This window comes from Pediococcus siamensis, assembly GCF_047220215.1.
Lineage (GTDB): Bacteria > Bacillota > Bacilli > Lactobacillales > Lactobacillaceae > Pediococcus > Pediococcus siamensis.
Map to the genome: position 1 here is coordinate 2016355 of NZ_CP178375.1, position 13193 is coordinate 2029547.

Sequence of the window (13193 nt, forward strand, 5' to 3'; positions counted from 1 at the left end):
ATTCGTTTTAAAGCAAACAAATCCTTATCACTTTTATCCTTTATGTAATCTTTTGGTAAAATTATTTTGCGTGGATTTAGCTTTATTCGTTTTCAAGTGGCCGCCGATTTGCGACCGCAAGGATAAACACGGTACTTAAGATTAAGATTGTGCCCAAGATTTCAACAATGCCAAATGATAACTTTAAAAATACCACAGAGACAATTGTGGCAGATAAGGGTTCAAAGGCATCTAGCAGGCCGGTCGCAGTTGCCGAAATGTATGCAAGGCTGGCAAGATAGATGCAATAAGCGATGATCGAGCCAAATATGACAATGAACAAATACCCCGCCCAACCAGCCAAATCAAATTGCGGCACATCGCGCCAAATCGGCTGTATAAATAACGATAAGATGCCGCCAACCACCATGGACCAAGTGGAGACACTCAAAGAGCCATACTGATCGAGGATCTTTTCAGGTAGTAAAACGTAAGCCGCAGCGGCTACTCCTGTCACAATTCCCCAAAAGAAAGCTGCTGGCGAAATCATCAGTTTTGTGGGATTTCCTCCAGTAATTAGTAGGAATGTCCCCACTAAAGCTGCAAGAATTGCCCAAACATCCCCTCGCCGTGGAACTTTTTTATAACGGATAATCGTGAACACCACGATAAAAACGGGTGATAAAAATTGCAGAATGGTTGCTGTAGCAGCATTTCCTACTGCCACCGCTTTGTAGTAAACTGCCTGCATGGCGGCCATTCCAAAAACTGTGAATACCAGCAGTTGTATTAAGGCATTTTTATCATGCCAAATCGAAAATAAACTTGCCCGCTGCTGGGGATGAAGCAGACCAAAAATAAGCAGGGCCAGCCCACTTACTAGCATTTTCGATCCAATTAACCAAGCCAACTTAAGATTATAATTATCAAATAGGGCTTGGGCGATCGGTCCGGATATTCCCCAACAAATTGCGCCGATTGAAGCATATAAAATTCCGCGTGTTGATTTACGCATTCCATTCAATTCCTCGCTTATCGTAAAAAGTTTCTCCACTCGATTATCCGACTATTAGAAATGAAACACAATGCAAGTTTACACTTAGTAAAATAAATGACCTCATGATTTGGGTAGGAAGCCCTCGTTTCAAGTTGGACTTAAGACCATCTGCTGTTTTGTTTGTTATTTTTAAAGCTAAAATAAAATAACTGGTAAATCACGGCATAAGCGCCATCGTCACCAGTTATTTTAGTTAACTATATTGATTTTAATATCTTAGAATAGCTGCTGAAATCTTTTCAGTAGGCATTTCTTCTGCATCAAGTAAAACAACCCGACCTCGATTTTGCAAGGTTTTGTCCACAACATCATTAATCAAGTTATTCGCTTGTGCTGCCGGACTATCCGTCTCCAACTTGCCCTCTTCATCAATTAAGCCGATCACGGTTGTATCGTTTCGTACAAACAATGTATCAATTTGTCCAGCAACCGCACAGCGAACCAACTCACGCATGTCGCTAGTTGCTTTATTGCGATCTTTGGCCGTTTCATACCGTTGCTTTTGCACCGCCATAATTTGTTCAAACCACTTGTGTGCTACTGGGCGCATCTTTGTTTCTAATTGATCGATGCCGGAACCATTTGGTGATTCTTCAATGCGCAGGTGTGTGGACAAATTCTTGTTTTTCGATACTTGCCGGAAGCGTGCCTGGTTCTCTGGCAAAGCATACACAATCGTCATTAAACCTTCCGGATGTGCATAATTATTGGTAACATACTGATCCACCATTTGATAATAGTTAATCTGGTCATTTGTGACTTCCTGGCTCTTTTCATTATGGCCATGATAAGCCACGGCCACATCGCCAGCATGATTAGAGGCTGCTCGGAATGTGACCTCGCCGCCAACCAATTCGTTATCACCCAAAGCTTCTTTTAAAGTCCGTGGCGCATCGTCATCAAGGTGAATTTCTTCAAGTTCATAGCCGTCACCGCGATAAAGCTTGAATGACGTTTGGTTTAAAGCTACTAATAAGTACTCAAATTTCATTTGTAATTCTTTAATGATTGGTAAGACGTTCGGTTGGCGCGAAACCGATACTTGATTTGGATACTCATCTGAAAGTTGGAAAGTTTCAATTTGATCTTTATTTCCAATTAATACTGCTGAATGACCCTTACCATTTAACCAAAAACTGTTATCATCGCCATAAATTCCCCAGCGGCTCAAATAAGAATCCTGATCAATCTCTGGAAAAAGTTTGGTGGGCTTTTCTTTAGCTTCACGCACTAAATTTTTAAAAGTAATTTTAGTATGCTGAATTTCTTTTAAGTCAGCCGGATTAGTCACAACCATGGTGATAAATGGACCGTTTTCTGAACTCAATAACTCATAAACATCATTTTTGTTAATTCGCATAGGTCATTCCTCCAGTATCAATATTAGATATGAAACCCTTTTCTACATCTTAAAACCAGCATAGCATGTTTTGTTTGAAAATTTCAGTATAGTTATAGCTTTCATAAGAATTAAATTATTAATACCCCAACTTAATCCTAACGGGTACCTTGTTGAAACAGTTCAAAATGCGCTTTTAAATACTTGCCAGTTTCGCTGCCAACAGTATTGGCAACTTCTTGTGCAGTCCCTGCAGCCATGATCTTACCACCCAATTGACCACCCTTAGGACCAAGGTCTAACACATAGTCAGCATTGGCAATCACGTCTAAATCATGTTCAATAATAATGATTGTGGCTCCCTGATCAATCAGTCGCTCAAACACCTGAATCAGCGTTTGTATATCTAAAGGATGAAGACCAACGGAAGGTTCATCAAACACAAAGAGGGTCCCAGTTTGTTTGCGCCCCATTTGTGAAACCAACTTTAATCGCTGTGCTTCCCCTCCAGAAAGAATTGGCGTACTTTCGCCAAGCACCAAGTAGCCGAGCCCCATCTCAACCAATTTTTCCAGAATCGCATGAATGGCTGGCACCTCCTTGAAGAGCGGCAAGGCATGCTCAACGTCCAAAGCCAGAATATCAGCAATACTATAGCCGTGCCATTTTATAGCCAACGTTTCCTTGTTATACCGTTTTCCCCGACAAACTGGACAAGTCTCCACCATATCCGGCAAATACTGGATATCTAAGGAAATCGTTCCGGTACCTTTACAATTGGGACACGCACCTGCCGCAACATTGTAAGAAAAGTGGCTGGCCGTCCACTTCCTTTGTTGTGCTGCCGGAGTTGTGGCAAATAACGTCCGTAATGTGTCTAAAATGCCAGAGTACGTAGCGACCGTCGAACGAACATTTTTCCCAACAGGAACTGAATCTACCGTAACCACCCGATGAATATGCGCCCGGTCTAACCGGTTGACATGAGATGGTAACGGCTGTTTTTTAATCTCTGCCTTTAAGGCCGGAATTAAACTATCAAGTATCAGCGTGGTTTTACCAGCGCCGGAATACCCGGAAACAACACTCAAACGCTGTTTTGGAAAATGGGCTGTAACATTATGCAAGTTGTAGCGGTCTTTAATGCCGATGGTCAATGTCCCTTTATCAAATAGCTGAGATTTCACCACTGGCTGGCGCACAACCAACTTGGCTTCACCAGTTAAAAACGGCGCAATTAAAGAATGGGGACTTTTTTTAATCGACGTCACAGTTCCTTGATCCACCACGGTACCCCCTTTTTTGCCAGCACCCGGGCCAATTTCGATCACATAATCAGCCGCTGAAATAATGCTTGTATCGTGATCAACCACAACTAATGAGTTGCCCTGGGCGACCAGTTGCCGCAAAATTTTGATCAAGCCACTAACATTTGCGGGATGCAACCCAACCGATGGCTCATCCAAAACGTACAAAACACCAGTGGTTTGGCTCCGCAATGTTCGACCTAGTTGAATCCGCTGCAGTTCCCCCGTTGATAATGTCTCGCCGGCGCGGTCCAATGTCAGATAATCCAATCCCAGATCTAAAACTGGTTGGAGACTATCTTGTAACTCGCCCACCAAACTCGTACCTAATTGACGAACTTGCTTTGGCAACCATGGGACAATTTTGGGTATAAATTTGGTGAGCTCTGTAATCGTCAGGTGGGAGACTGCGGCAATATCTTTATCGGCCAACTTAGTTTGTAGTAACTTAGGGTCAAACCGGCTTCCGTGACAAGTTGGGCACACATCAAAGGAATAAAAACGGTTCAAACGCGTAATTGCCCGTTCATTAGTGGTCGTGGCTAAACTATCTTCAACCGCAGCATACGCATTTTCAAATTGTGCGTTATCCATATGGAAAATTTTACCCGTTTTGGACGGAATATTAATTGCATATTTTTTGTTCTCGCCATGCCAGACTTGTTCTTGATCTTTGGCACTCATCTGATTAAAGGGCGTATCAATCGGAATACCAATTTGTTCCGCCACATAAATCATGAAGTTACGACCCGGCAACCGCCATGAAGCAACTGCACCTTCCCGTAAAGTTTTGGTTTGATCAGGAATAAGTCGTTCCTTTACAATTTGTCGAACTTTACCAATCCCATTACAGGTGGGACAAGCACCTTCGGAATTAAAGGCAAAGCTTTCTGCACCAGGAGCCATAAATTTCACCCCACAAGTTGGGCAAACCACGTAACCCATATTTTCGGCTACTTCCAATGTCGGTGGAACGCGATGCCCATTAGGACAGACATGTGAACCTAGCCGAGAAAACATCAGTCGTAACACATTTAAGCTTTCTGTCATCGTACCCACTGTAGAGCGGATACCAGGCACCGTGGGTCGTTGGCGCAGTGCCAAAGCGGAGGGTAGATACTTTACTTCATCCACGTTAGCCTTCCCAACTTGGCTAATGCGACGGCGCGTGTACGTTGATAAAGAATTCAAGTATCGGCGCGCCCCTTCAGCATAAAGCACACCCATTGCCAACGACGACTTCCCTGATCCAGACTTTCCTGTAATCGCCACAAACGCGTTTAAGGGAATCGTCACATTGAGATTCTTTAAATTGTTAACATGTGCCCCCATCACCTCGATGTTATCAGGGATGGTTTCTTTATGTTGAATTGCCATTTAAAAACGCCTCTTCTTTCTGTTCATTTTTCTTTCAGTATAACGCGCCAAAATTATTGATCATAACAAAAGCACGTTCTGAAGTTCAGATTGAACTTCAGAACGCGCCGGGAAAACAACCGTTCTTATACTAAGTAAATCACTGCAATTAACGCTGCTACAGCTACAATTGCAGCTACTCCTGCCAATAACTTGTTGGCCTGCCATTTTTTAAACGCATAGTATGCCCCAACGAGCATGACAATAAATGACGCAAGCAAAACCCAGAATCCCATCTAAATCCCCCTCCAAATCAAGTTCTGAACAAAGTTAATATTAAAAACGTATAAATAATTTCTACTACCGCAACTGAAAAAGTTAGTAAAACGCCTACTAGTCTTTTAAAAAGTTGCCTTGAAATCTCGGTAAGAACTCAAAGTATGTCCCGATTCCTATAATACCGGTTCCCGCAACACCGATTCCAAATTCTTGTCTTAAACTCGTTAACCAAGGCCCTACTGCAAGGCAAAACACCGCAAAATAGAGAATATATTTTAATATCTTGAAATTTAATTTTCCTTCACTCATTGATATGACCATCCTTAAAGTTATCTCCTAACTCAGTTTGTTTAAGTACTCATACTCTCAGAAACTATAGCTGTTATAGCAAGTCCCAACGTAAGAATTTCCAGATTGTTAGCCGCTACTAGTGCTTTAGAAGGTGTACTATCAAAATATGCTAATTTTAGCATACTTCTTTTTATCCAACCATCTAAGAAAATAAGCTACTTCATTTAAAATTAATGCTCCTGTAAATAACCAAGCTGCTCCCCCATAACGTAATCTGATAATCAGAATAATGGCCTCCTCTATCAAGAAGCACTAATGTCACAAGTAAACTTGGGACAACAAATATCATGGCTGTCGTTGATATTCTCAAAAAACATTGCTAATTTAGCTCTCATTTCCATTTCTTCCTGAAATTTATAATTAATTAGATTGATTAGATTAATAGATCACAGATTTAAACCATCCGAACATCTGGTATTTATGATATACTTCGTCCAAGAGTACCCACGAGGGGGAGTTTTATGATTAAAAAAGGCAATAGAATACAATTTATTTATTCATTTATCGTTATCGCCGTTGGCTTGGCTTTGCCAAAATTACTACACTGTATGCAGATTCCAGTTGTTTGGATTTTTATACTTACGCCTGTGTCAATTCTTCTTTTTTTACTAGTTGCTATATATATATATCAAAAATTGCAGAAATAAACTTTTAAGCTCATTTTGATCCACAATTTATTACAAACTTAATCCGGTCACCTGAGTTCAACTATTCCTGTCCTCAAAATAATTATTCGTGACTCATGATTATACAGTTGTTACATGCCAGTTTTAAGCTGAAGTTCAAAATTAAATTCAAACTTAATAAAACCTCCAGGGTGGTTTCGGTACACACAATCTTGGAGGTTATTCATTTTTATTTTTGTGCCTTTAACTTTTTTGTTTTATTAAAATGGTTTTTTTTGTACGACAAAACCCATCCATGTGGTGTTTTGCTGTGTGCAACTGCATATGCAACCACACCACCCATTGCAGAAGCCACAGAGCCAGTGGTCGCAAGACCGGCACCTCCAGTAACTCCCGTTATTCCCCAAAGAGTTCCTGCCACTAAGTCCTAACGGAAAAATTCCCAGATTTTTAGCCGTTACTAGTGCCTTAGAAAGTGTACTATTAAAATATATATAAATATATCCGTTCTTTTTTACAACTTTTGTTTTACCTTTACCAAATTTAATCAAACTTTTTTTGCTTTTTAACAATTGAGGCGCAATATTTGAACTCGGCATAAAAGCATCGCTGGATATAGATACACTATTCTTCATAAATACTGTATTAGTTACATTCACAGCATCATTTGTACTTGTTCTAGGTGATAAAGCATTTTGAATTATGGTATAAGCTTGCTTGTTCATATTTTGAGAATTGTCTTTCATAATTTGTTCAAGAGCCTGATTGCTAACATAATAAGTAGTTGAATTTTTATTTCTTTTTATTTTAGTTGGATGATTCTTAAAAATCCTTTTATCCACTTTAACTTTATGACTATCGAATTTTGATTTCGGTATCTCAACGTCCTTCATTTTTCCATTGATTTGTTCTGTCGGAAGAACAATCTTTTTATTTTCTTGAGTTTCATCAGCATGAGCTTTTATTTCATTTAAAGAATTACCAAATGCTGAAAACATGCTTAAAGTTAGTACACCCAACAAAAAACAGATATTAGTCCTTACCCAAATACTACCATTACTTTTGTTCATGTTCATTTTCTCCTCTTTTTGTTTTTGTTAGCTAACACCTAGAATTACGATAAAAATACGGGTGTTTGAGAAGAACGCAACAGTTTACACACTGTCACTAATGGTTTACATTGGGGTGTTTTTGGTATAAATTCAGTAGTATTAGAAAGAAATTGGGGGGGATTACAATGTCAATTGCACTACAATTAAAACAAGCCAGAGAAAATAGCGGCTATTCACAAAACGAAGTGGCCACTATTTTACATATTTCCAGGCAATCCATTTCAAAATGGGAAAATGAACGTGCTTATCCAGACTTAGATAATCTAATTGATTTAAGGAATGTTTACAAAGTTTCATTAGACGACCTCATTAGGGAAAAGAAGGAACTTAAAGAAAAGTTGAACCTGACCGATGCCCAAATTGATGAGCAACGAAAAAAGCTTAGTACCGTTAATACTAAACTTTATCAAAATACTGACGAAGGGCTTATTTTGTTAATCGTTTCACTGATAAGTACCATGATTCCACCTGTGGGTATTTTTGTTCCCATGTATGTCTTGTGGCGAAACAACAAATACAATAGTTTATACAAAACCATTATGCTCGTTAGCATTATTGCAATCCTCGTCAGTCTCACCAATTCTTTTGTCATTTTTTCAGATCTTTTTCTAAACCTGGGCACTAATACGGTTTACCCAACTAAATGACTCTAATGCGTGGCTTTCCTTTAACTAAATTTACCTGCAGCTCAGCATGATAATAAACGTTAGCAACTTTACGTGTAATATACAGGGTAGCCCTTTTTGTAGAGTTAACTTTTAACTTTTTTGATGTGATTTTACCGATTCGAGCACTAACTCGGACATTTGATGCACTCTTGATTTTCCCCTTTGCAACATTAATTTTATAGCTCGCACTCCAAGATGCAAAATTGCTGTGCACTATCGTGAAAGACTTTGCATTCACGCTGCGGCTCGGAATCAACAGTAAAATTACCAATCCAATAAAAATACCTAAATAAATTTTTTTCATACCTTTAACCTCCTGTCTCGAGGTTAAAGGGGTTGATATATGTAGATAAGAAGCCAGTGGTTGCGTACTGTAACCTAATAGTTTACATGCAAAAAAGAGCAACATATAATTAAACACTTGCATGTTTTCTATATATTGAAGTTCAATTTAACACACTCTTTCTACAAACAGATCTTGAAAAATCTCCATGGTCAATTTGGTACACGCAACCTTGGAGATTTTTTGTTTTGTGCCTTGACTTTTGTGTGTATAAAAATGGTTTTTCATCGGTCAGGCAAAAAACTATAATTATTACATTTATTGCCATTTATTTTCTGCGATTATAGTTATTAAACCAATATACAGCGGTTGTACAATGTTTGATGCAACGATATAAAATTAATTTTAGTACATAGCGCACTCGAAAAAGATAAATACCTATATTCAAATAAAAGCAGTAGTTGTAAACAACTAGTTACAGCATGTAAACTGTTGTGTTCTTCCTACATATACTTAATTCCTTCATAGTTTACGGTGTTAGCTAACAACATTATTTAACATCTGGAGGAAATATTGAGAGCGTCAAATTTTATATTTGTTATATGGTTTAACACTCTTATTTGTTTTTAAAATGAATTTGGGTAAATTATTAGTTTTCTTTTTACCAGTCTCTCTAATTGCAGCGCTTCTACGTTCATATGTAAAAGCCAGAATCAATCAAGATAAACATTAATTATTTGAGCTTTAGGGAAAACATTATATTCAAATGTTGCCGTATACGCAAAACTATTGACAACAAGATTGTTATGGGCGGAGATAATATTTGCTAGATTATTTTAAAAAGATTTCTAAAAGTGCCCTAAAGGAATGGACGATTATATTGGTTACAGCAATAGTATTAGTACTTTTAGAAATTTTTGTTTTTCATAGCAGTACTGTTGTACCATTTATACTTTTCATTTTGTGGTGTTTACTTGTAAACTACATTGATACACGTAGTAAAAAAATGAGTAATAAGTAAAGCAAAAGACGGGTCTACACTTTCTGGTATTGGTGAATAACTGATACCAGTTTTTATTTTGAAAAAAAAAAGGACATTTGCCCTCTTTGTGTTACGATTTAATCGCCTAATAAAATCGAAAAGAGGAAAAACAAATGTCCCTAACTAATTCTATCCTAAGCCTATTCGAAATAACAGACCCTAATTTAACTGTAACTGAGATTACTAAGGAACATTATCCCAATGGGCAACACGTTCATGTCGTTCACGCTATCCTTTCCTATCAACTTTTAAAATGTCCTCATTGTGGCCATAAATCTCTAATCAAAAATGGAACTCACATTGGCCATCTAAGATTGGGAACCTTATCAGGTGGACGTTATGAGATGCAGCTAAAACGACAAAGATATCAATGTAAACGGTGTTTAAAAACCTGTGGTGCTCAAACTAACCTCGTTAAACGTAATGAAACTTTTACGCATAATGTGAAACATCAAGTAATTGTTCTGGCTCGGGATATGCTGACCAGTAAAGAAATCGCTAAGATTTGTGGGATTTCACCAAGTAGTGTTCAACGCATTTTAAATGCGAATATTCACTTAGCTTATCGTGTTAAAACACTCCCCCAAAATCTTTGTTTTGATGAATTCCGTTCCTGTAATCATCTAATGTCCTTTAACTGTTGCGATGCCGTTAGTCATCGCCGCATTGTGATTCTTAAGGATCGCCTTAGTAAGGATATCATTGATTACTTTGAAGCTCGCTATTCAGTTCAAGAACGTATGAAAGTTCAAACAATCACCGTTGATATGAATGCTGAGTATGCTGGCTTTATTCATCGGTTATTTCCTAAGGCAATAACCATCATTGACCGTTTCCACATTATTCAACTTGCCGGTCGGGCACTGGATAACGAACGTACACGTGTGATCCATACTTTTCAAGATAAGCATTCCCGAGTTTATCGCATTCTAAAATCTCAATGGCGTTTGTTCCATTTGGCAGAAGAAAAGGTCAATGATACTAAACTTATCTATTTACACGGTATCAACGAATACATGACCCAACAGAACGCCATTGACCTAGCCTTAGATGAATTTCCAGAATTTAAAACTGTGTATCAAACCTATCAAGGAATTCTAACAGCCATTCAACAAAAAGATGCGGTTGGATTTAAAACCTTGATTGCCAACTACAAGGCGGCTGGCAACCAAATGGATATTACTATCTCAACTTTAATAAAGAATGGTCCTGCTGTTCTCAATAGTTGTCGTTATCCGTATTCCAACGGTCCTATTGAAGGACTAAATCGTAAAATTAAGGTGTTAAAGCGTAGCTGTTTTGGTTTTCAAAATATTCATAACTTTTTCATTCGTATCAGTTTAATTTATGCGTAAACAAAAAAAGCACATTCACCGAAGTGAACATGCTTTTCAAAAATCTCCACCAATACAATTTGACAGAGACCCCAAAAGACCCCTGACGATTAAATGCATCAGGAGTCCTTTTGTGCTTTAAAATATATATAAATTTGAAAATAAACATAAATGCCCGGGTATAACAATTTTAAGAGCAGCTAGCGTGAATTTTTAATTTTCGTGATGATTTTGAACTCGAGTTTAATATTCTTATTTGATCGTTAATTAGATAAACTAAGAAGCTAGTCGAATTAGTAGTCACCGTTGCCATTCATTATTTAGCTAATTCTTCGCGACCAATTTCAAGATAACGCTCCATATCTTCCTTTGGTACCATACTACCACCGGTTGCCCAAACAATATGATTCGCATTTTCCATTGGGAAATCAGCCAATAGATTTTCTAGCGATCGATCCATAATTGTAAATCCAGCAGCTGCCGAAGGTTCCAAGCCAATCTTCTCGGTTTCATACAAACGAACAACATCTTTCATCATATCTTCGTCTTTAAAGGTTGCCGTTCCTAACAATAACGTCCGCATATTCTTTCCGGCAATTCTTGATGCACGACCAACAGCCAAACCATCAGCTTTGGTAGTCCCATCAATGCCAATATCATAAACAGAAATTTTATCATTCAGACCAGTAACCATCCCCAAGGTAACAGAAGGAATATGTGTGGGTTCTGCAAAAATTGCATGGACGTGTTTGCCCAAGACCTTCTTCAAGCCAAAAGTAACGCCGCTTGGACTACCACCAACACCAGCTGGTAAGTAAACAAACAAAGGATGATCCTTATCAACTTTAATTCCTTGTGATTTTAATTGGGCCTGTAGTCGCAATGCAGCAACCGAATAACCAAGAAATAAATCATATGAACCTTCATCATCAATGAAGTAAGTCATTGAATCGGCCGCAGCTGACTTGCGTGCTTCGGTAATCGCGTGCGTGAAATTATCGTTGTACTCTACTACATTCACGCCAAAGGAACGCAATTTCTCTTTCTTCCATTGTGAAGCATCAGCTGACATGTGAACTGAAGTCCGAAACCCTAATTTTTGTGCCACAATACCAATTGAAAGGCCTAAATTACCAGTTGAGCCCACCGCGATTCCATATTTGGCAAAAAGATCGTGATACTTCTTGCTGGCTAACACGGCGTAATTGTCCTCATAGATTAAGCCACCTTCTTGAACGGCCACTTTTTCAGCAAATTTCAAGACTTCATAAATCCCACCACGAGACTTAATCGAACCGGAAATTGGTAAGTAGTTATCAGCTTTGAGGTACAAGCCACCTTCAATTTTGTTTGCAAAACTTTTATTTAGACGGGCCTTCATATCTGGAAGGTCTATTAATGGTGACTCAAGGATGCCATGAGTAGCTACCGTCTCTGGAAAAGCTACTTCAAAGTATGGTGCAAACCGATGAAAGCGTGCTTCGGCATCAAAAACATCTGCAATTCCAATTGAAAGATCAGCTTTCTTACCATAATCAGGGTTACGCCAGAAAAAAGGCTTTAACTCCTGCATTGTTTTTACTTCTGGGTACTTTTCGATCAAAGCATCGACATTCATTCTCTAGATCTCCCTATTCTTGTTTTTGTACGTTATCCAGTATAACAACAATGACTTCTTTTTTTAAGTGGTCTAAGGTAATTCAACACAAATTTAAGTTATCAACCGTGCTTTGTAAAATTTGCAAACAGAATTGGTCATATAATTAATTCTCAGCTTTATAGTCTAAGTATCAGTCGTACCAAGATTTGAACCAAAACTAACAATACAACTAACAAATTGCTCAATTTTATTATGTAAACTAAACGGTTCTTTTATTTATTATTGATTCTGATAAGATTAGGATGCTGGCTAGTAATATAATTATTTTTTTGGGGGTTAAATAATGTTGTTGGGTTGACAAGAAAGATAAATAATATCAGGGGGGAGTAATAATGAAAAAATTCGTAGTATCGATGTGTACCACAGCAGTATTAATGGGATCTGGACTAGCAGGAACTGCTTTAGCAAATAATCATTCGGACTCAAAATGGAATGTTACTTTACCATCATTCAACAGAAATGTTTATACTACTTCACGACTAAAAACAGATAAAAGTAGATCTTATGCAAAATTAAATCAAATCGGAGTTGGAAAAGCAAATGTTTGGGCACTAAAAGCAAATGGTGCGAAAATTTCTAATCCTAAATATCCTTTAAAACAGGGGCAGAGTGTAAAAATGTATAATCGCGCGTATGAAGAATATGGCAGAGTTAACATTAAATTGGCAATAGAAGAAAGAACAACCAAACCTGTTCGCGTTCATGCTAAAGGTGTATGGAGCCCAGACTCTATTTAAAAAAATTTACGAATAGTTTAAATAAGTGAAAGCAGTCATAAAATGTGTGATTAATTTATGGTC

General features: G+C 38.1%; 11 protein-coding genes. 3 read left to right on the top strand and 8 right to left on the bottom strand.

Annotation, left to right across the window (positions count from 1 at the left end; all coding sequences use genetic code 11):
• Nucleotides 1–82 precede the first annotated feature (82 nt).
• The 6 genes from ACLJJ6_RS09690 to ACLJJ6_RS09715 all read right to left on the bottom strand — a co-directional run bounded on the left by ACLJJ6_RS09690 (nt 83) and on the right by ACLJJ6_RS09715 (nt 7364).
• Nucleotides 83–994, bottom strand: a complete 912-nt coding sequence (locus ACLJJ6_RS09690) for a DMT family transporter (RefSeq protein ID WP_412989246.1) — start codon at nt 992–994, stop codon at nt 83–85.
• Between the two features lie 250 nt (nt 995–1244).
• Entirely contained in the window at nt 1245–2396 is a 1152-nt protein-coding gene (locus ACLJJ6_RS09695; protein WP_412989247.1) for a hypothetical protein, read from the bottom strand.
• Nucleotides 2397–2533: 137 nt separating this feature from the next.
• Entirely contained in the window at nt 2534–5059 is a 2526-nt protein-coding gene (locus tag ACLJJ6_RS09700) for an excinuclease ABC subunit UvrA (protein ID WP_412989248.1), read from the bottom strand.
• 125 nt (nt 5060–5184) lie between these two features.
• The gene (locus ACLJJ6_RS09705; protein ID WP_412989249.1) at nt 5185–5334 is read right to left on the bottom strand and encodes a hypothetical protein; all 150 of its coding nucleotides are present in this window, start codon (nt 5332–5334) and stop codon (nt 5185–5187) included.
• Between the two features lie 97 nt (nt 5335–5431).
• Nucleotides 5432–5626 carry a hypothetical protein gene (locus tag ACLJJ6_RS09710; protein WP_412989250.1) on the bottom strand — a complete coding sequence of 65 codons (195 nt, stop codon included), beginning with the start codon at nt 5624–5626 and terminating at the stop codon, nt 5432–5434.
• Nucleotides 5627–6554: 928 nt separating this feature from the next.
• Nucleotides 6555–7364 (bottom strand): hypothetical protein, encoded by an 810-nt coding sequence (locus tag ACLJJ6_RS09715; RefSeq protein WP_412989251.1) that lies wholly within the window; start codon nt 7362–7364, stop codon nt 6555–6557.
• A 167-nt stretch (nt 7365–7531) separates the two neighbouring features.
• Between ACLJJ6_RS09715 and ACLJJ6_RS09720 the strand changes: the two genes are divergently transcribed.
• The gene (locus ACLJJ6_RS09720) at nt 7532–8053 is read left to right on the top strand and encodes a helix-turn-helix domain-containing protein (protein WP_412989252.1); all 522 of its coding nucleotides are present in this window, start codon (nt 7532–7534) and stop codon (nt 8051–8053) included.
• Here the strand turns inward: ACLJJ6_RS09720 and ACLJJ6_RS09725 are convergent.
• The gene (locus ACLJJ6_RS09725; protein WP_412989253.1) at nt 8046–8378 is read right to left on the bottom strand and encodes a DUF5626 family protein; all 333 of its coding nucleotides are present in this window, start codon (nt 8376–8378) and stop codon (nt 8046–8048) included. The genes ACLJJ6_RS09720 and ACLJJ6_RS09725 overlap by 8 nt on opposite strands.
• A 1134-nt stretch (nt 8379–9512) precedes the next feature.
• Here ACLJJ6_RS09725 and ACLJJ6_RS09730 point away from each other — a divergent pair.
• Nucleotides 9513–10754 carry an ISL3 family transposase gene (locus tag ACLJJ6_RS09730; protein WP_412988180.1) on the top strand — a complete coding sequence of 414 codons (1242 nt, stop codon included), beginning with the start codon at nt 9513–9515 and terminating at the stop codon, nt 10752–10754.
• A 295-nt stretch (nt 10755–11049) separates the two neighbouring features.
• Here the strand turns inward: ACLJJ6_RS09730 and ACLJJ6_RS09735 are convergent, their stop codons facing one another.
• Entirely contained in the window at nt 11050–12351 is a 1302-nt protein-coding gene (locus tag ACLJJ6_RS09735) for a D-serine ammonia-lyase (protein ID WP_412989254.1), read from the bottom strand.
• Nucleotides 12352–12725: 374 nt separating this feature from the next.
• Between ACLJJ6_RS09735 and ACLJJ6_RS09740 the strand changes: the two genes are divergently transcribed.
• Nucleotides 12726–13130, top strand: coding sequence for a hypothetical protein (locus ACLJJ6_RS09740; RefSeq protein ID WP_412989255.1), 405 nt, complete (start codon nt 12726–12728; stop codon nt 13128–13130).
• The last annotated feature ends 63 nt before the right edge of the window (nt 13131–13193 follow it).

Bases quoted from the DNA above. Each gene is read 5' to 3' on its own strand.
- ACLJJ6_RS09695 (WP_412989247.1), bottom strand. From the start codon at position 2,396: ATGCGAATTAACAAAAATGATGTTTATGAGTTATTGAGTTCAGAAAAC.
- ACLJJ6_RS09720 (WP_412989252.1), top strand. From the start codon at position 7,532: ATGTCAATTGCACTACAATTAAAACAAGCCAGAGAAAATAGCGGCTAT.
- ACLJJ6_RS09715 (WP_412989251.1), bottom strand. From the start codon at position 7,364: ATGAACAAAAGTAATGGTAGTATTTGGGTAAGGACTAATATCTGTTTT.
- ACLJJ6_RS09725 (WP_412989253.1), bottom strand. From the start codon at position 8,378: ATGAAAAAAATTTATTTAGGTATTTTTATTGGATTGGTAATTTTACTG.
- ACLJJ6_RS09710 (WP_412989250.1), bottom strand. From the start codon at position 5,626: ATGAGTGAAGGAAAATTAAATTTCAAGATATTAAAATATATTCTCTAT.
- ACLJJ6_RS09735 (WP_412989254.1), bottom strand. From the start codon at position 12,351: ATGAATGTCGATGCTTTGATCGAAAAGTACCCAGAAGTAAAAACAATG.
- ACLJJ6_RS09700 (WP_412989248.1), bottom strand. From the start codon at position 5,059: ATGGCAATTCAACATAAAGAAACCATCCCTGATAACATCGAGGTGATG.
- ACLJJ6_RS09690 (WP_412989246.1), bottom strand. From the start codon at position 994: ATGCGTAAATCAACACGCGGAATTTTATATGCTTCAATCGGCGCAATT.
- ACLJJ6_RS09740 (WP_412989255.1), top strand. From the start codon at position 12,726: ATGAAAAAATTCGTAGTATCGATGTGTACCACAGCAGTATTAATGGGA.
- ACLJJ6_RS09705 (WP_412989249.1), bottom strand. From the start codon at position 5,334: ATGGGATTCTGGGTTTTGCTTGCGTCATTTATTGTCATGCTCGTTGGG.
- ACLJJ6_RS09730 (WP_412988180.1), top strand. From the start codon at position 9,513: ATGTCCCTAACTAATTCTATCCTAAGCCTATTCGAAATAACAGACCCT.